This is a genomic window from Streptomyces sp. NPDC042201 (assembly GCF_055582185.1).
In genome coordinates, this window is record NZ_JBVJDS010000003.1 from 577901 (window position 1) to 595706 (window position 17806).

Annotated in this window: 20 protein-coding genes; 13 read left to right on the forward strand and 7 right to left on the reverse strand. The window is 70.9% G+C overall.

All coding sequences use genetic code 11. The annotated features are described in order from the left end of the window. Nucleotides 1-456 carry a GNAT family N-acetyltransferase gene (locus ACZ6MZ_RS09950; RefSeq protein ID WP_469350919.1) on the forward strand — a complete coding sequence of 152 codons (456 nt, stop codon included), beginning with the start codon at nt 1-3 and terminating at the stop codon, nt 454-456. A gap of 87 nt (nt 457-543) precedes the next feature. Here ACZ6MZ_RS09950 and ACZ6MZ_RS09955 read toward each other — a convergent pair whose 3' ends face one another. The 5 genes from ACZ6MZ_RS09955 to ACZ6MZ_RS09975 all read right to left on the reverse strand — a co-directional run bounded on the left by ACZ6MZ_RS09955 (nt 544) and on the right by ACZ6MZ_RS09975 (nt 5329). Next, a complete protein-coding gene (locus tag ACZ6MZ_RS09955; protein WP_469350921.1) occupies nt 544-1725 on the reverse strand; it encodes an acetylornithine transaminase in 1182 nt (393 codons plus the stop codon). Next, the gene (argB, locus tag ACZ6MZ_RS09960) at nt 1722-2642 is read right to left on the reverse strand and encodes an acetylglutamate kinase (protein WP_469350922.1); all 921 of its coding nucleotides are present in this window, start codon (nt 2640-2642) and stop codon (nt 1722-1724) included. The genes ACZ6MZ_RS09955 and argB overlap by 4 nt, the downstream gene beginning before the upstream one ends. A gap of 26 nt (nt 2643-2668) precedes the next feature. Continuing rightward, nucleotides 2669-3844: a bifunctional glutamate N-acetyltransferase/amino-acid acetyltransferase ArgJ gene (gene argJ / locus ACZ6MZ_RS09965; protein WP_469350924.1), complete on the reverse strand. Its 1176-nt coding sequence runs from the start codon at nt 3842-3844 to the stop codon at nt 2669-2671. After that, entirely contained in the window at nt 3841-4875 is a 1035-nt protein-coding gene (argC, locus tag ACZ6MZ_RS09970) for an N-acetyl-gamma-glutamyl-phosphate reductase (protein ID WP_469351127.1), read from the reverse strand. The genes argJ and argC overlap by 4 nt, the downstream gene beginning before the upstream one ends. A gap of 61 nt (nt 4876-4936) precedes the next feature. Next, on the reverse strand, nt 4937-5329 hold the full coding sequence (locus ACZ6MZ_RS09975; protein ID WP_469350925.1) for a cysteine hydrolase family protein: 393 nt from the start codon (nt 5327-5329) through the stop codon (nt 4937-4939). Between the two features lie 366 nt (nt 5330-5695). Between ACZ6MZ_RS09975 and ACZ6MZ_RS09980 the strand changes: the two genes are divergently transcribed. Beyond that, complete coding sequence (locus ACZ6MZ_RS09980) at nt 5696-6049, forward strand: VOC family protein (protein ID WP_469350926.1); 354 nt, start codon at nt 5696-5698, stop codon at nt 6047-6049. A gap of 425 nt (nt 6050-6474) precedes the next feature. On the opposite strand, the gene ACZ6MZ_RS09985 is transcribed toward ACZ6MZ_RS09980, so the two are convergent. Next, nucleotides 6475-7629 (reverse strand): helix-turn-helix domain-containing protein, encoded by a 1155-nt coding sequence (locus ACZ6MZ_RS09985; protein WP_469350927.1) that lies wholly within the window; start codon nt 7627-7629, stop codon nt 6475-6477. A gap of 310 nt (nt 7630-7939) precedes the next feature. Between ACZ6MZ_RS09985 and ACZ6MZ_RS09990 the strand changes: the two genes are divergently transcribed. From ACZ6MZ_RS09990 to ACZ6MZ_RS10040, 11 genes are all read left to right on the forward strand, one after another. Continuing rightward, nucleotides 7940-8467 (forward strand): GNAT family N-acetyltransferase, encoded by a 528-nt coding sequence (locus ACZ6MZ_RS09990; RefSeq protein WP_469350929.1) that lies wholly within the window; start codon nt 7940-7942, stop codon nt 8465-8467. Between the two features lie 45 nt (nt 8468-8512). Next, nucleotides 8513-8758: an acyl carrier protein gene (locus ACZ6MZ_RS09995; RefSeq protein ID WP_469350931.1), complete on the forward strand. Its 246-nt coding sequence runs from the start codon at nt 8513-8515 to the stop codon at nt 8756-8758. Next, complete coding sequence (gene fabV, locus ACZ6MZ_RS10000) at nt 8755-9963, forward strand: enoyl-[acyl-carrier-protein] reductase FabV (protein WP_469350933.1); 1209 nt, start codon at nt 8755-8757, stop codon at nt 9961-9963. Before ACZ6MZ_RS09995 ends, fabV begins: the two co-directional genes overlap by 4 nt. 88 nt (nt 9964-10051) lie before the next feature. Further along, a complete protein-coding gene (gene pcaDC, locus ACZ6MZ_RS10005) occupies nt 10052-11344 on the forward strand; it encodes a bifunctional 3-oxoadipate enol-lactonase/4-carboxymuconolactone decarboxylase PcaDC (protein ID WP_384181224.1) in 1293 nt (430 codons plus the stop codon). 57 nt (nt 11345-11401) lie between these two features. Beyond that, entirely contained in the window at nt 11402-12034 is a 633-nt protein-coding gene (locus tag ACZ6MZ_RS10010; RefSeq protein WP_389788636.1) for an MBL fold metallo-hydrolase, read from the forward strand. Nucleotides 12035-12158: 124 nt separating this feature from the next. Then, nucleotides 12159-12938 carry an exodeoxyribonuclease III gene (locus ACZ6MZ_RS10015; RefSeq protein WP_384335330.1) on the forward strand — a complete coding sequence of 260 codons (780 nt, stop codon included), beginning with the start codon at nt 12159-12161 and terminating at the stop codon, nt 12936-12938. 94 nt (nt 12939-13032) lie between these two features. Continuing rightward, a complete protein-coding gene (locus tag ACZ6MZ_RS10020; protein ID WP_384181230.1) occupies nt 13033-13473 on the forward strand; it encodes a DUF6278 family protein in 441 nt (146 codons plus the stop codon). Between the two features lie 200 nt (nt 13474-13673). Beyond that, complete coding sequence (locus ACZ6MZ_RS10025) at nt 13674-14417, forward strand: amino acid ABC transporter ATP-binding protein (protein ID WP_389788633.1); 744 nt, start codon at nt 13674-13676, stop codon at nt 14415-14417. Nucleotides 14418-14431: 14 nt separating this feature from the next. Then, nucleotides 14432-15364, forward strand: coding sequence for a glutamate ABC transporter substrate-binding protein (locus ACZ6MZ_RS10030; RefSeq protein WP_389788632.1), 933 nt, complete (start codon nt 14432-14434; stop codon nt 15362-15364). A 10-nt stretch (nt 15365-15374) separates the two neighbouring features. Beyond that, nucleotides 15375-16019, forward strand: coding sequence for an amino acid ABC transporter permease (locus ACZ6MZ_RS10035; RefSeq protein WP_384181235.1), 645 nt, complete (start codon nt 15375-15377; stop codon nt 16017-16019). Further along, nucleotides 16016-16873 carry an amino acid ABC transporter permease gene (locus tag ACZ6MZ_RS10040; protein WP_469350936.1) on the forward strand — a complete coding sequence of 286 codons (858 nt, stop codon included), beginning with the start codon at nt 16016-16018 and terminating at the stop codon, nt 16871-16873. Before ACZ6MZ_RS10035 ends, ACZ6MZ_RS10040 begins: the two co-directional genes overlap by 4 nt. Nucleotides 16874-17027: 154 nt before the next feature. On the opposite strand, the gene ACZ6MZ_RS10045 is transcribed toward ACZ6MZ_RS10040, so the two are convergent. Continuing rightward, nucleotides 17028-17765, reverse strand: a complete 738-nt coding sequence (locus tag ACZ6MZ_RS10045; protein ID WP_469350937.1) for a hypothetical protein — start codon at nt 17763-17765, stop codon at nt 17028-17030. Between the last annotated feature and the right edge of the window lie 41 nt (nt 17766-17806).

Genomic DNA, 17806 nt, shown 5'->3' on the forward strand with positions numbered 1-17806 from the left:
GTGCGTCCCGCCCGCCCCCGGGACGCCGCGGCGCTTGCCGCTCTTTCCGCGCCGTTCGTCAGCTCGGGCGCGCTGCGTGCCCGGCCGTTCCAGGTCTACGCGTGGCACGCCACCGACTTCCTGGTGGCCGAGGCGCCGGACGGAACGCTGGACGGCTGCCTGGCGCTTCGTGTCCACCCCGAGCCGACGCACGACGGGCGGGTGACCGGCGTGCTGTACAACTTCTGCGTCTCGCACGGCAGACAGGGCAGCGGGCTGGGCGCACAGCTCCTGACCGCCGCCCTTACCGAGGGGAGATCGCGGGCAGTTGACACGTTGTTCACCGCGACCACCGGAAGCGGCCGCCTCTTCCTCCACCACGGCTTCACCCCGGTCTCCCCTCACCTTGCCCCGGAGACCTGGGCGCGGTCGCTGGATCCGCGGCGCGGTGCCAAGGTCCTCGCCCGCGTCCTGTGACCGTGGCCCGGCGCCCGGCCGGCACCACGACGGGGAGGGCCCGAGCCGGATGGCTCGGGCCCTCCCCGTCGTGACAATGTGCCTGGGTCAGGCGCCCAGGATGCCGGGCAGATCCTTCACCAGCGCGGCTATCTCCTCCTCCGTGACCGTCAGAGGAGGAGCCAGCCGTACGGTCGACGTGCCCGTGGCCATCACCAGGAACCCGCGATCCAGAGCCGCCCGCTGCACGCGCGCCGCCACCGGCTCGGTGAGCGCGACCCCCAGCAGCAGCCCGGAGCCCCGCACCTCCCACACGAGAGGGTGCGTGAGCTCCTCGATGCCACGGCGCAGCTCCTCGCCCTTGCGTACGACAGCCGGGAGCAGGTTCTCCGCCTCGATGGTCGCCAGTACGGCGAGCCCGGCCGCGCACGCCACGGGGTTACCACCGAAGGTGGAACCGTGGTCCCCGGGGCCCAGCAGGTCCGCCGCCCTCCCGAACGCCACGGTGGCGCCGATCGGCAGCCCGCCGCCGAGGCCCTTTGCGAGGGTCACCACGTCGGGAGCCAGGCCGGGGACCGCCTGATGGGCGAACCAGTGCCCGGTACGGCCGATGCCCGTCTGCACCTCGTCCAGGACCAACAGCGTCCCCGTGGCGCGCGTGATCTCCCGCGCCGCCCGAAGGTACCCCTCCGGCGCCGGCACCACCCCCGCCTCACCCTGGACCGACTCCAGGACGACGGCGGCGGTGTCCTCGGTGACGGCGCCACGCAGCGCCTCGGCATCTCCGAACGGCACGTGGGTGACATCACCGGGCAGGGGCAGGAACGGGTCGCGTTTGGCGGGCCGGCCGGTCAGCGCCAGAGCGCCCATGGTCCGTCCGTGGAAACCCCCTTCGGCGGCGACCATGTGGGTGCGACCGGTCCGGCGGGCGATTTTGAAGGCCGCTTCGACCGCCTCCGTACCCGAGTTGACGAAGAACACCCGGCCGGCCCGCCCGAGCAGGGCCAGCAGCCGCTCGGCGAGGGCGACAGCCGGCTCGGAGGCGAACAGGTTCGACACATGCCCCAGCCGGGAGACCTGGGCGGTGACCGCGGCGACCACGGCCGGATGCGCGTGTCCGAGTGTGTTCACCGCGATCCCGCCGGTGAAGTCCGTGTACGCGCGGCCCGATTCGTCCCACACCGTGCTGCCCGCACCCCGGACCAGCGCCAGCGGGGGAGTGCCGTACGTGTCCATCATGACCGCGCTCCAGCGGCGCGCGAGTGGTTCGGCGCTGTCGTCGGCGCTCATGTGCGGTCCTCCTTGGCCTCGGCCTCCTCGTCCGGGACGACCGTCGTGCCCGGGCCCTCCTCGGCCTCGGCGAAGACGCCGTGCAGCAGGGCGTGCGGCACCCGGCCGTCCAGTACATGGGCTTTGCGGACACCCGCGCGTACCGCCCGCAGGCAGCCCTCCATCTTCGGGAGCATGCCGCTCGCGAGCCCCGGGAGCAGCGCGTCCAGTTCACCGGCCGTGAGCCGGCCGATCACCTCGGTGCTGTGCGGCCAGTCCGCGTACAGCCCCTCGACGTCGGTCAGCACCACCAGTCGCTCCGCGCCGAGCGCGGCGGCGAGCGCCGACGCCGCGAGATCGGCGTTGACGTTGTAGACCTCCCCGTCCGCACCCCGGGCGATGGGTGAGACGACGGGGATACGGCCCGCGTCGAGCAGTGTGCGCAGGGCGCCGGTGTCCACGGTCACGACCTCTCCGACGAGTCCGATGTCCACCGTCCGCCCGTTCACCCGTGCCGGGCGTCGTACGGCTGTCATGGTGTGCGCGTCCTCGCCCGACATGCCCACGGCGTAGGGGCCGTGGGCGTTGAGGGCGCCGACCAGATCCCGCTGGACCTGGCCGGTCAGCACCATACGGGCCACGTCCATGGTCTCGGGTGTGGTCACGCGCAGCCCCGCCTCGAAACGGACCTCCAGGCCGAGGCGGTCGAGCATCGCGCTGATCTGGGGCCCGCCCCCATGCACGACGACGGGCCGCAGACCCGCCTGCCGCAGCTCCACGACGTCTTGCGCGAACGTCCGCTGGAGCGCGGTGTCCACCATGGCGTTACCGCCGAATTTGATGACCACGATGCGCCCTTGGAGGTCCTTGAGCCACGGCGGATCCGCGGTGACCAGGCCGGCGGTCGTGCCGTACCGGCCGAGGGGGAGTGATCTCATCCGCCTCGTCCCCTGCCCCTGCCCGTTCATGAGCTGTACGCGCTGTTCTCGTGGACGTACGCAGCGCTGAGGTCATTGGTCCAGATCGACGCCGAGCTGTCGCCGGCGCGCAGATCCACCGTGACCGTGATCCGGCGGCCGGACAGGTCGGCCTTGTCCCTGGACTCGCCCGCCGCGCCGTCCCGGCACACCCAGACATCGTTGATCGCCACGTCCAGCTGGTCGGGATCGAAGACGGCCGACGTGGTGCCGATCGCGGACAGCACCCGGCCCCAGTTCGGGTCCTCCCCGTTCAGCGCGCACTTGAGGAGGTTGTTCCGTGCCACGGACCGGCCCACCTCGACGGCGTCCTCCTCCGAGGCGGCGCCGACGACCGCCACCTCGATCTCCTTGGTCGCGCCCTCGGCGTCCGCCACCAGTTGCTGTGCCAGATCCAGGCACACCGCGTGCAGGGCCTCGGCGAAGTCCGCGGGATCGGGGGCGACTCCCGAGGCGCCGGACGCGAGCAGCAGCACCGTGTCGTTGGTGGACATGCAGCCGTCGGAGTCCACCCGGTCGAAGGTGGTGCGCACGGCCTCACGGAGCGTCGATTCGAGTGCGGACGCGCTGATATCGGCGTCCGTGGTGAGGACGGCCAGCATGGTGGCGAGACCGGGGGCGAGCATGCCCGCGCCCTTCGCCATCCCGCCCACCGTCCAGCCTCCCCCCGCCTCCGTCCGGGGGGATCCCGAGGAGACCACGGCGGTCTTGTGCACCGAGTCCGTCGTCTTGATGGCGACGGCCGCGTCCTCCCCGCCCTCGGCCGACAGCTGGTCCGCGGCGGTGTCGATGCCCACCGTGACCCTGTCCATCGGCAGGTGGACGCCGATGAGGCCGGTGGAGCACACCGCGACGTCGTACGGGTCCACATCCAGGGCCTGCGCCGTCCGCTCGGCCATCAGCAGCGCGTCAGCGGCGCCCGCCCGCCCCGTACAGGCGTTGGCGCCACCGGAGTTGAGGACCACAGCCGCTATGCGGCCGTCGGCCAGGGCGCGTCGGGACCAGCGTACGGGCGCGGCCTGTACGCGGTTGGAGGTGAAGACGCCGGCGGCGGCCTGCGACGGCCCTCGGTTCACCACAAGAGCCAGGTCGCGATCACCGGATTCCTTGAGGCCGGCGGCCACACCGCCGGCAAGGAATCCATGGGCAGCGGTCACACTCACGGAGCCACTCCATTCGTGGGCAGGCCCAGCCGTTCCGGCAGGCCGAGGGCGACATTCATGCTCTGCACCGCGCCACCCGCGGTGCCCTTCGTCAGGTTGTCGATGGCGCTCACGCAGATCAGCCGGCCGCAGTCCGGGTCCACGGCGACCTGCACCAGGGCCGTGTTGGACCCGACCACGGCGGCGGTCGAAGGCCACTGGCCGGGCGGCAGCAGCCGTACGAACGGCTCGTCGGCGTAGGCGGCTTCGTAGGCCGCGCGCACCTCGTCCTCCCCGGCTGTGGCCGCGTCCTGGCGGAGGCGGGCCGAGCAGGTGGCGAGGATGCCCCGGGGCATGGGAGCCAGGGTCGGCGTGAAGGAGACCGTCACGCGCTCGCCCGCCACCCGGGAGAGGTTCTGCGTCAGCTCGGGCGTGTGCCGGTGGCCGCCCCCTACTCCGTACGGGCTCATGGAGCCCATCACCTCGGCGCCGAGCAGCTGCTGCCTGAGCGCCCGCCCGGCCCCTGACGTGCCGCTGGCAGCGACGATCACGGCCTCCGGCTCCACCAGGCGGGCGCCGTAGGCGGGGAACAACGCCAACGTGACCGCGGTCGGATAGCAACCGGGTACGGCGATCCGGTGCGCCCCCGACAACTCCGCTCGCGCGCCGGGCAGTTCGGGGAGGCCGTACGGCCATGTGCCCGCGTGCTCCGATCCGTAGAAGCGCTTCCACTCGGCGGCGTCCCGCAGCCGGAAGTCCGCGGCGCAGTCCACGATCAGGGCGTCCCCGAGGGCGCCGGCGAGCGGCGCCGATTCGCCGTGGGGGAGGGCCAGAAACACGACGTCGTGCCCGCGCAGGACTTCGGCCGAGGTCGGCTCCAGCGTATGGCCGGCGAACGCGGACAGATGCGGATGCGTGTCTCCGACGCGGCGACCCGCGTTGCTGTGGGCCGTAACGGCGCCGATCTGCACGCCGGGATGGGCGGCCAGGAGACGCAGCAGTTCACCGCCGGCGTAGCCACTGGCCCCGGCCACCGCGACCCGTACGGTCATCTTCGTTCCGTCTCTTCTTGTCTGGAGGAGCTGGTGCATGGGGGGAAGCGGAAGCGGGTTTTCACGCGTTCCGCGTTGACTTGTGGAACAGCAGGTCGCGCAGCAGCGCGTCCGTCGTGCAGACCACACCGCTCCTGGCCGCCCACCGCAGCGCCATGGCCTTGTGGCGCACGTTCGCCGGCAGATGTCCGCCCGGGCGTGGAGCCAGCGGGGCGATGATGGCCGCGGCATCGGGCTCGTCGCCGATTCCGGAACCCCAGACGTCCCCCATGAGGCCGCGCTGACCGGGCAGCTGGGCGGCCGGCTCGGCACTGAAGACCACCGGCATGCCGTGGTTCTGCATGTCGTGGACGAGAAGCGCTGCCCTGCTGGGGTCGATGGCCCACGGGGCACACGACGCGGGGAGTGCGGAGCGGTCGGGTAACGGATACGACGCGATGACGGGCAAGCCCATGACTATCCCTCCCCGGACGGCGCGCACGCACCCCACGCGCTGAATAAACTTAGCTAAGCCTAGCCTAACTTGCAGGGCGTCCGGTCGCGCCACCTCCAGCGGGCGAGGGTGCGCAACTGTTCTTTCGGCACGCCGAGTTGTTCGCGGGCGAAGGATGCGAGGGCGCTCGGCCGGTCCACGGTCGGCGCGCGGCCGCGATTCGCAGGGCCGCACGGACGGCCGGGTCACGTAATCTGCCCGAATGGGCCGCGGCAGCAGGGCCGACGACGACACCGCCCGACTTCGACGCGCGCGTGGCGGCCCCCCGCGAGGCCGGCTTCCGCGAGGCGGGCGCTCGTCGATCCGGACGGTGAAACAGGGGACCACATGCACGCCAAACACATCATGGCCAACCTCCGGGTGGCTGACGTCGACGCGGCGAGAAGCTTCTACACCGACTACCTCGGGCTGAGCACCGAGGAGTTCAACATGGGGTGGGTGGCCCGCTACACCTCCCCCGAAACCGGGGCGAACATCCAGCTCGTCACGCGCGACGCCACCGCATCCGAGGACTCGGTCGTCTCCGTGCTCACGGACGACGTCGACTCCGCCTACGCGGAGGCGCAGGAACTGGGGCTCGAGATCGTGCGCCCGCTGACGACGGAAGCCTGGGGCGTGCGCCGTTTCCTCGTCCGGGCACCGGACGGCAACGTCATCAACATCGTGAACCACCGGGACTGAGCCCGCACCAGAGCCCCGAGCCGGTCCGCCCACACCTGCTTCCCCCAGGGGAGCACGTCGGTGCCCCAGTCCTCCGCCAGCTCCGCCACGATCGCGAGGCCGCGCCCACTCTCCTCGTCGGCGCCCAGACCCCAGACGGCGAGCGCGACGCGCACCAGGCGGCGTGCGGTGGCGGCGCTCTTCGGCTCGCGCGGCAGGGTCTCGCTGTAGCCGGGAGACCCGATCGGGCGCGGGAAGGTGGCCAAGGTCACCGGACACGCTCCCCCGGCCCGCGTCCCCGGTTCGGGGCTCCGCGTGGTCGGCACGGACAGACGGCAAGGCATGCGAAGGGGGTCATGCCCTCAACCGTGACGACACCGCCTCGGCAACTTCAATGGCAGTCTGACGAGCTATCAGCCCGAAGTATCAAAAGCCCAGTTCCGTGGTCAGAGCGGTAGACGCACGAGATCGGCAAGTTGACGTGTCTGGTCGGTGAGCGTGCGCCGCCGCGCGATCGTGTCGGCGAGCGTGTCACGGGCGTAGGGCTGTTCGGCGATCCATTCGGGGGCCTCGGCCGCGACCTCCCCCAGCACTTCGAGCGCGCGGCCGTGCTGACGCGTCATCGTGTACGCCTTCGCCACATCGAGCCTGTGACGGTGGTACTCGGACCCCGTACCGCCCTTCAGCCGCGGGGCGATCTCCAGCACCTCATCCGGCCGGTCCATCACGACCCCCTGTTCGGCGGCCTTGTATGCGACCGTGGCAGGCCCCCAGGTGGCGATCCGCACGTCCCCGTGCCGGAGCGGCCCCGTGGCGACCGCCGCCGACCGGGCAAGGCGCAGCATGTCGGCGGCCTCCCCGCCCCGGTTGTCCCGGAGAGCTGCCGCATGTCCCTGAATCAGCAGCCACCCCCAAGCGGCGATCTCTTCGGCAGTCGCCCGGGACATACGGGGTTCGGCGTCGTCCGCCCACTTCACCGCCAGGTCGCGAGCGGCGTCGAACCGTCCCTGCCTCACCAGCAGCCACGACCAGGTGGTGACGACACTCGCGGCCCGGAGACGGTCCGGCGCTTCGTCAAGGGCGCGGCGTAGCACGGTCTCGGCGGCGGCGAACTGGCGGGCGCCCGTCAGGGTCGATCCCGCGATCTGGAGAAGCTGGGCACGGGCCGCCCGTGCGGCCGGGGCGTCCCCGAGGGCTTCAGCATCCCGCAGGAGCGGTACCAGGAGGTCCACAGCCTCACGCATACGCTTGCCGAAGTGGGCCTCCCTGACGGCCTCCAGGCCGTCCAGGACACCTAGGGTCGTCGGTTCCTCGTCGGGCTGCTCGGCGGGGCGCTCCACGGCGCGCTGAAGGGCTTGCCACGGCTCGGGCGCGGGGTGGGGCTCGGCCGGCGTACGCGCCACCAGCGCGGTGGTGGGCACCCGAAGGGCGGTGGCCAGCTTCCGGGCGGTCTCCATGCGGGTGTCGGCGACCACGCCCTGTTCCAGTTTCGCGATCAGTGAGCGGCTGACCTTCGAGGCTCGCGCCAGTTCGCGCTGCGAGAGGCCGCGCCGCTCGCGGATCTCGCGCAGCCGGTCCCCGAGCCCGTGTTCGTCAGACATTGGCCCTCCTTGGGTGCTCCCTCCCGACGGTACCCAGCTAGCGTGGTTCTGCGGTAACAACCGGATGACCGGCCCCGAAGGGGGTCGGGCGCGCTGCGGCTTCGTGCCGTTCAGCCGGCGGGCACCCTGCGGTCACTGGGGCACGCGGAAGACGCTCTGGCGAAGGCGTCCACGGACGTGTCCCGACCGTCCTGGGTGGCGTTCTACGGTCCTGCTGAACTGCTGGCCGTCAACTCACCACCCTCGCGCCGGACTCCGGCACTGCGCGAGGGTGGGAGGACCGTTACCGATCAGAATGGAGCCGGGCCCGATGACCTCCGCCTTGGAGCTGCGCCATTACAGCCACGACGACCTGTCGGAGATCCGACAGACGTTGATCGGCGTGCACGCGGATGTGCACGCCGACCGGATGGCGGACGACGACTTCCGGCAGAAGTTCCCCTGGTTCGTGGATCACTGGGGAGGCAACCCCGGCTTCTCCTGCGTGATCGCTTACGACGGCGCCGACGTGGTGGGCTTCGCGTACGGCGCCCCTGGCGCGGAGGGCCGGGAGTGGTGGCGCGAGCACCTGGACCCGGCGCCGGAGAAGGGCCGCACGTTCCACTTCTCCGAGCTGATGGTGCGTGAGCGGTGGCGGAAGACGGGCGCGGCCGAGCGCCTTCACCGAGCGCTGATGGACGCCAGGAACGAAGAACTCGCGGTGCTCCTGGTGGACGTGACGCACCCGAAGGTGGAAGCCCTGTACGAGTCCTGGGGGTACAGGAGGGTCGGGAAGGACCAGCCGTCCCCGGACTCCCCGGTGTACGCCGTGATGCTCGTGGATCTGCCGTTGGCCTGAGCGGAGCGGTTGCACGCACAGACCACGGCCGTGCCGGCGGAGGTCGTGGCGCGGATCACCGGCCGGTCGCGCGAGGCGTGCGGGCGGTGGGCGGCTGTACGCGAACGGGATCTCGGCGTGGACAGTCTCGCGGTGATCGAAGTGGTGGAAACCCTCCAAGAGTGGTTGGGCATTACTGTCCCGGACGAGGTGACCGCCCGTATCCGCACGGTTGCAGACTTGCAGGATGCGGTGCGCTCCCTCGTCGCCGCCCCATCCCCGTCTACGACCTCCGAGGACACAGGCACATGAGCGAACGCGTCATCATCCCCCGCAACCGCGGTTTCCTGTCCATCGATTCCCACCCGGCGGGCTGCGAGCGGGTGGTGGAGGACATGTGGCAGGCCGTCCCCGCCTCCCCGACGGCCGCACCGGATCGTGCTCCGGTGGCGCTCGTGCTCGGATCGTCCGCCGGGTACGGGCTGGCCGCGACCATCGCCGGTCTGGCGCGGGCCGGTATCCGGGGTATCGGTGTGTGCTTCGAGAAGGCACCGGGACGGCGCACCGGTACGGCCGGCTGGTATCGCACGGCCGCCACCGCGGACCTCGCCCGGCGCCACGGCCGCGACATGGTCTTCCTCAACGGCGACGCGTTCTCCGACGCCATGAAGGATCAGGTCGCCGGCCTTCTTCAGCAGCGCTTCGGCGGACAGCTCGACTACCTCATCTACTCGCTGGCCGCGCCCCGCCGTACCGACCCCGACACAGGCGTCACCTACGCCTCGGTGCTCAAGCCCATCGGCGCGGCGCACCGGACGAAGACGCTCGTCTTCGACGACAACGTGCCTGAGGTACGGGAGGTGGAATCCCCGGCGGCCGAGGGCGACGACACCGCCCAGACGGTCGCCGTGATGGGCGGCACCGACTGGGAGCGCTGGATCGACCACCTCGCCGCCCGCGAGCTGCTCGCGGACGGGTTCAAGACGGCCGCGCTCTCCTACATCGGTTCCTCGCTGACCGGCGCGATCTACCGCCAGGGCACCATCGGCGTCGCGAAGGCCCACCTCGAAGAAACGGCGCGCACGCTGGACGAGCGGCTGGGCAAGCTCGTCGGCGGCCGGGCGGTGACCTCCGTCAACGGCGCCGCCGTCACCCAGTCCTCGACCGCCATCCCCGGCATCGCCCTGTATGTCGGACTGCTGCGCGGAGTCGTCGGCGACGCGATGGTGTCGCCCGTCGGCCAGCTCACCGAGCTGTGGGACCAGCTCACCGGAGTCCGCCCGCTCGACCTGGACGACGAAGGCCGCGTACGCCTGGACACCTGGGAGCTCGATCCCGGCGTCCAGGCCGCCATCACCGATCGGTGGAACGCGGCGACCACCGGCACCATCTCCGCGCTCGCCGACCTCGACTGGTTCCGCGCCGAAGTCCTGCGCCTGTACGGCTTCGCCGTGCCCGACGTCGACTACACGGCGCCGGTCGAGACCGACATCCCCTGGCCGGACCCCGCTTCCTGACCCCCCTTTCCGGAGGAACGCCAACGGTGCTTGTGCGATTCCCGACCCCTCTCCCGTGAGAAATTGTGAGATATGGGAGCGTGAGCGGGTGAGTGAGACGATGACTAAGACCCTGCAATACCGCATGGACGGTCCCGAGGACGCTCCCGTCCTGATCCTGGGTCCTTCCCTCGGCACCACCTGGCACATGTGGGATCGGCAGGTACCCGAGCTGGCCCGCCAGTGGCGGGTGTTCCGCTTCGACCTGCCCGGCCACGGCGGCGCCCCCGCGCACCCGGCCACCAGCGTTCCCGAGCTGGTGGAACGCCTGCTGGCGACGCTCGACGGACTCGGGGTGCAGCGCTTCGGCTACGTGGGCTGCTCCATCGCCGGTGCCATCGGCGCGGAGCTGGCGCTGCGCCGCCCCGACCGGATCGCCTCGCTCGCCCTGGTGGCCGCCTCGCCCCGGTTCGGCACGGCCGACGAGTTCCGCCAGCGCGGGGTGATCGTCCGCGCCAACGGCCTGGATCCGATGGCCCGTACGGCGCCCGAACGCTGGTTCACCCCCGGCTTCGCCGCCGCCCAGCCGGCCATCGTCGAATGGGCCGTCCAGATGGTCCGTACCACCGATCCCGGCTGCTACATCGCCGCCTGCGAGGCGCTCGCCGCCTTCGACATCCGGGCGGAGCTGGGCCGGATCGCCGTGCCGACCCTGGTCCTGGTCGGCGCCGAGGACCAGGTCACCGGGCCGGCCGAGGCGCGCACCCTGGTGGCGGGGATCCCGGACGCCCGGCTCGCGCTTGTCCCCGGCGCCTCTCATCTGGCGCCCGTCGAGCAGCCCGCCGCCGTCACGGATCTGCTCGCCCATCACTTCTCCACCGCCTGGTACAACCCGTCCGACACCTCCACCGGTCTGACCGTGCTGCCCGACCGGATGACGTCGCCCTCGCTGTCCGCGACGGTCGGCCCGGTCGCCGAGATCGCCCCCGCCGCCGAGCAGCCGGAGGCCGTGTCCGCCGGGCGGCCCGATCCGTACGAAGCGGGGATGCGGGTACGCCGTCAGGTGCTCGGGAACGCCCATGTCGACCGCGCCATGGACGCCGGTGACTTCGACGGCGACTTCCAGGAGCTGATCACCCGCTACGCCTGGGGCGAGGTGTGGACCAGGGAGGGCCTGGACCGCCGCACCCGCAGCGCGGTGACGCTGACCGCGCTGGTCGCGGGCGGGCATCTGGAGGAGCTGGCCTTCCACACCCGGGCCGCGCTGCGCAACGGCCTCACCCCCGCGGAGATCAAGGAAGTGCTGATCCAGACGGCCGTCTACTGCGGCGTCCCGGCGGCGAACTCGGCGTTCCGGGTGGCCCGGGCCGTGATCCAAGAGGAGACGACGCCCGAGACGTAGCACCATGGTGGGGAAGGCAACGCACAGGAGTACAGCGCTCGAGAAGGGTGGTCCGCGGTGAAGCTCACCAAGAAGACACACGCCTGCGTCCGGCTGGAGAAGGACGGGCGCACGCTCGTCATCGACCCGGGCACCTTCAGTGAGGAGGACGCCGCGGTCGGCGCGGACGCCATCCTCGTCACGCACGAGCACAAGGACCACTTCGACGAGGGCCGGCTGCGGGCCGGTCTGGAGGCCAATCCGGCGGCCGAGCTGTGGACCCTGCGCAGCGTCGCCGAGCAGGTCTCCGCGGCCTTCCCCGGCCGGGTCCACACGGTCGGTCACGGCGACACCTTCTCCGCGGCCGGTTTCGACGTCCAGGTGCACGGCGAGCTGCATGCCGTGATCCACCCGGAGATCCCGCGGATCACCAATGTCGGCTATCTCGTGGACGGCTCGCTCTTCCACCCGGGTGACGCGCTGACGGTCCCGGACCATCCGGTCGAGACGCTGATGCTGCCGGTGCAGGCGCCGTGGAACAAGATCTCCGAGGTGATCGACTACGTACGCGAGGTCAAGCCGCGGCGCGCCTTCGACATCCACGACGCGCTGCTCGCGGATCTGGCCCGCCCCTTCTACGACGCCCAGATCGGCCCCCTGGGCGGCGCCGACCACGGCAGGCTCGCCCCGGGCGAGTCCACCGAGGTGTGACAGGCGCGGGTGCGATCAGGCCCGAGCCGTGACAGGCCCGGGGTGTGCTCAGGCCCGAGCCGAGACCGGCCCGCCGCACGCCGCCGGCCGGTGACTGTCAGACCCCGCCGATAGGCTGTTCCGCATGCGCATCGCGACCTGGAACGTCAATTCGATCACCGCTCGGCTGCCCCGTCTGCTGGCCTGGCTGGAGAGCAGCGGCACGGACGTGCTGTGCGTCCAGGAGACCAAGTGCAGCGAGGAGCAGTTCCCGGCCGACCAGCTGCGTGAGCTGGGCTACGAGTCCGCGGTCCACGCCACCGGCAGGTGGAACGGAGTGGCTCTGGTCTCCCGGGCCGGCCTGGAGGACGTCGTCAAGGGCCTTCCCGGCGGCCCGGAGTACGAGGGCGTGCGGGAGCCGCGGGCGATCTCCGCGACCTGCGGCCCGGTCCGCCTCTGGTCGGTCTATGTGCCCAACGGCCGGGAGGTCGGCCATGACCACTACGCGTACAAGCTGCGCTGGCTGGAGGCGCTGCGCGACGCGGTCGCCGAGGACGCGGCGGGCCCGCGTCCCTTCGCCGTCCTCGGGGACTTCAATGTCGCCCCGGCCGACGAGGACGTCTGGGACGTGTCGCTCTTCGAGGGGGCCACGCACGTCACCCCGGCGGAGCGCGCCGCGCTCGCCGCGCTGCGCGCGGAGGGACTCTCCGATCTGCTGCCCCGCCCGCTCAAGTACGACCGCCCGTACACCTACTGGGACTACCGCGAGCTGGGCTTCCCCAAGAACAAGGGCATGCGCATCGACCTGGTCTACGGCAACGCCGCCTTCGCCGGCGCGGTCAAGGACAGCTATGTCGACCGCGAGGAGCGCAAGGGCAAGGGCGCTTCCGACCACGCCCCGGTCGTGGTCGATCTCGACATCTGAGACGGCTCTGAGCCGCGGCCTCCGGTTCTCGGCCAGCGGGTGTCCCCCGCGCGCCCTATGGTGCCCCGGCAGGGGGAGTGGGAGGCTGAGTGGTATGAACATCCCTTTCTTGGACAACTGGCGCAAGCGGAACGGCGGCGATCAGGGGACATCGCTCGCCGACGCCGTCGGCGGCGAGCCGGAGGGCGTGGCCGAGCTGCTCTCCGAATGCGAGCTGCTGCGTGTCCGGGCAGGGCAGGACGGTCTCCAACTGGACGACTCCCCGGCCTCGTTGGAGGCGCTCGACCAGCTGCCGCCGCGCTGGCGCGACGATCCGGAGGAGCTGCCCTGGCTGGGCAATGACGCGGGCCTGTATCTGGGCACCGTCATCGTCCGTACGGTGCCGGGCGCGGCCTGGCACATCTGGCCGGGCGGGCATCCCGTGGTGCGCCTCGTCTCCGGACGGGAGATCCAGGTGGTCGAGGCCGGTCTCGACTGGGCGGCCACCGGAGCGCCCGAACTGTCCCAGGTGTACGCGGAGGCGGCCGAGGCCTGACGGCGGAGGCGGCCGAGGCGGCCACGGCCTGACGGGGGAGGCCCGACGTCGCCCCGCGCCGCCGTCCGGCGCCGCGGCCCCGAACACCCCTCGCAGTAAATACGGCTTATGCCTCATACGTCGTGTCGAGCGCGAAGTCCCTTGTCCGGCTGGATAGTTTGCGCTGACCTCGACACAGCCGAGAGTGGGTGGGGCACCATATGGCCGTCGATCCGTTGATCGAGCTGCGGGACGTCAATAAGTACTACGGGCAGCTGCATGTCCTTCAGGACATCGATCTCACGGTCGCCCGCGGGGAAGTGGTCGTGGTCATCGGCCCGTCAGGCTCGGGCAAGTCGACGCTCTGCCGGGCCATGAACCGGCTGGAGACGATCGAGTCGGGCCGTATCACCATCGAGGGGAAGCCCCTCCCGGAAGAAGGCCGCGGACTCGCCCAGCTCCGGGCCGAAGTGGGCATGGTCTTCCAGTCGTTCAATCTCTTCGCGCACCGGACCGTGCTGGACAATGTCTCCCTCGCGCAGATCAAGGTCCGTAAGCGCAAGCGGGACGACGCCGACCGGCGCTCCCGGGAACTGCTCGACCGCGTGGGACTCGCCTCGCAGGCCGACAAGTTCCCCGCCCAGCTCTCCGGCGGCCAGCAGCAGCGCGTCGCCATCGCCCGCGCGCTCGCCATGGACCCGAAAGCCCTTCTCTTCGACGAGCCGACCTCGGCGCTCGACCCGGAGATGATCAACGAGGTCCTGGAAGTCATGCGGCAGCTCGCCCGCGAGGGCATGACCATGGTCGTCGTCACACACGAGATGGGCTTCGCGCGCTCCGCCGCGAACCGGGTGGTCTTCATGGCCGACGGCCGCATCGTCGAGGACCGCACCCCGGAGGACTTCTTCACCGCACCGGAGAGCGACCGGGCCAAGGACTTCCTCTCCAAGATCCTCAAGCACTGAGGGGGGTGCGGTCCATGAAGCGTGCAACCTCCGCCGGCCGCGTGCCGTACCGCGGCAGAACCCTTACGGCGCTGGTCCTCGTCCTGCTCGCCGTCGGCTGCGGAAAGCCGGGCAGCCCGCCCGTGAAGGGCCCGCGGCCCGACGCGCTGCCCCACTACCAGGTGGACAAGAGCTTCCGGCTGCCCGGCTCGGTCACCTGGGCCAGGGCCGAGCGGCGCGGGTATCTGGTCGTCGGCGCCAAGGAGGACCAGCCGTACATGGGGGAGAAGGACCCCGCCACGGGCGTCTACTCCGGCTTCGACATCGAGATCGCCAGGATGATGTCGGCGTTCCTCGGCTTCGACCCGAAGACCATCCGCTTCCGCACGATCGCCTCGGCCAACCGCGAAACCGCCCTGCAGAACGGGCAGGTCGACTTCTACGTCGGCACCTACACCATCAACGACAACCGCAAGAAGCTCGTCGGCTTCGCCGGCCCGTACTACCTGGGCGGCCAGTCCCTTCTCGTACGGGCCACCGAGAAGGACATCCACGGGCCTGGGGACCTCGACGGCAAGCGCGTCTGCTCGGCCGCCGGCTCCACCTCGTACCAGCGGATGCAACACGACTACCCGCGCGTCGAACTCGTCGGCTACGACACGTACTCCGTCTGCGTGGACAATCTGCTGACCTTCCAGGTCGCCGCCGTCACCACCGACGACACCATCCTCCAGGGGTACGCGGCCAAGGTGCCCGACGAACTGAAGGTGGTCGGCAAGCCTTTCTCGAAGGAGCCGTACGGCATCGGAGTCCACCGGAGCGACAACGCCCTGCGGTTCGCCCTCGACGACGCCATCGCGGCCAACGAGAAGAACGGCAACTGGCAGAAGGCGTACGACGCGACGCTCGGCCTCTCCGGCCGCAAGGCCACCCCGCCCCCGCCCATCGACCGCTACCCGGCGAGCTGAGGCCCGCGCCATGGACGTACTCACCCAGAACTTCTCCGTCTACGGGCAGGGCTTCCTCGGCACGGTCGAGCTGACGGTCTACGCCTCACTGCTCGCGCTGGCCCTCGGCTTCGTCATGGCCTCGTTCCGGGTCTCGCCCGTCCGCTCCCTGCGGGCCCTGGGCACCGTATGGGTCACCGTGCTCCGCAACACCCCGCTGACACTGCTCTTCTTCGCGGTCGTGCTCGGCCTGCCGCGCTTCGGGCTGGTGCTCCCCTTCCAGCTCTTCGCGGTCCTCGCGCTCGGCTGCTACACCTCCGCGTTCATCTGCGAGGTGCTGCGCTCGGGCATCAACACCGTGCCCACGGGCCAGGGAGAGGCGGCCCGCAGCCTCGGGATGAGCTTCGGCCAGACCCTGGGCACGGTCGTCCTGCCCCAGGCGTTCCGCACGGTTATCCCCCCGATCGGCTCCACCCTGATCGCCCTCGCCAAGAACTCGGCCATCGCGGGGGCGTTCAGCGTCACCGAGCTGCTCGGCACCTACAAGATCCTCAGCGAGATGGGCTTCGACATCATCTGGATCTTCATCTGGATCGCCGTCGGCTACTTGATCATCACGCTGTCGATCAGCGCGCTCTTCCATGTCCTGGAGAAGCGCTGGGGAGTCGCCCGATGAGCCGACCGACCGCCCTGTACGACCTGCCGGGGCCCAGGACCCGCCGGCGGCACCGCCTCTACGGGGTGGTGTCGACGGCCGTGATCGTCGCGCTGGCCGGCTGGGTGCTCCATCTGCTCTTCGACACCCACCAGTTCACGGCCACCAAGTGGGCGCCCTTCACGTACCAGGGCATCCAGGAGCTGCTGCTGCGCGGCCTCGGCAACACCCTGCGGGCCTTCGGGTACGCGGCGGTGCTCTCGCTCGCGCTCGGCGCGGTCCTCGCCGCGGGCAGGCTCTCGGACCACCGGGCGGTCCGGCTGCCGGCCACGGTGCTGGTGGAGTTCTTCCGGGCCATGCCCGTGCTGGTGATGATCTTCTTCATCTTCGTGGCGCTCAAGGTGCAGGCGCTGCCCGCCCTGGTGGCCGGACTGACGCTCTACAACGGCTCCGTGCTCGCCGAGGTGTTCCGTGCCGGGGTCAACTCGGTGGAGCCCGGCCAGCGGGAGGCCGCGTACGCGCTGGGCATGCGCAAGACGCAGGTCATGACGTACGTACTGGCGCCGCAGGCGGTCCGCGCCATGCTGCCCACGATCATCAGCCAGTTGGTGGTCGCCCTGAAGGACACCTCACTCGGCTATCTGATCACGTATGAGGAGTTTCTCCACGCGGGCAAGCTCATCGCCTCGAATCTCGACTACGATTTGCCGTTCATCCCTGTGGTGATGGTGATTTCGCCGATCTACATCGGGATGTGCATGCTGCTCTCCTGGTTCGCCAACTGGATGGCCAGGCGTCAGCGGCGCAATCCGAGAACAGAGGCCGTGGGCGTCGCCCCGGCCGATCCAGGGACGCTGCTGCCGCGCGGGCAGTAGCTCAGGGGCAATGGTCCGCCCGGCGGCAGCCGGAGATCACCTCTCGTGCGGCGTTACCGACGGATACGAAGGTCGGCCGCCGACGGGGAGAAGGTCAGCTGCGCGCCGGTCGGGCTGTGCTCGACGGGGAGCGGGTCGCCGGCGCGGGACGTGGTCAGTCCTTCGCCCGGTGGGACGTGCGGGCGGCGGGGACGGGCTCCATCGCCGCCCGGGTCACATCGGCGACCAGCTCCACCACATCGGGTCCGTACGCCTGCGAGTTGACCACCTTCAGCAGCAGACAGAAAGAGCCGCCGTGCTTACGGGCCAGCTTCTCGTGGTGGCGGGCCAGATAGCGCGAGGCCGCCTGGCTGGTGATGGCCCGCTGCCCGCAGAAGAGGAAGACCGGTCTCGACTCCTGTCCGGCGGTCAGCCGCGCCAGCAGGACGTACTCGGTGGCGCCCGGTTCCAGCCGGTAGCGTTCGGAGCCGATCTGGAAGGCACCGCGGTCCGGCCCCGGCTCGGCGTCCGTATTGATCACGACGCCGGGCAGCAGCGAGTGGAGATGGGCGGCCATCCGGCGGTTGGCGGCCGGGCCGCCGACGCAGAACTCCGTACGCTCCCCGAAGCCCTGCCGCGCGGTGTCGTGCTGGACTATCTGGGCGTGCGCGCCGCAGTCCTTGATCAGGGCGGCCAGCTCCAGCAGGGCGAAGACGTCGTAGCGCTGGACCGCGTCGCCGCCCGCCTCGCGATTGACGACCAGCAGACATTCGGAGTGGCCGGGCAGCCCGAAGAACGCCTGCTTCCTGCGGAGCTTGCGCCGCCAGAGGTACGTACGGGCGAGCCAGCCCAGGGCGGCGCCGATACCCGCGGCGACCACGCCGAGCACGATGTTGCGTATGTCGTCATTCATGGGCGGGCATCGTAGCGGTGGCGCCCCGGTCGCGTCGCGGG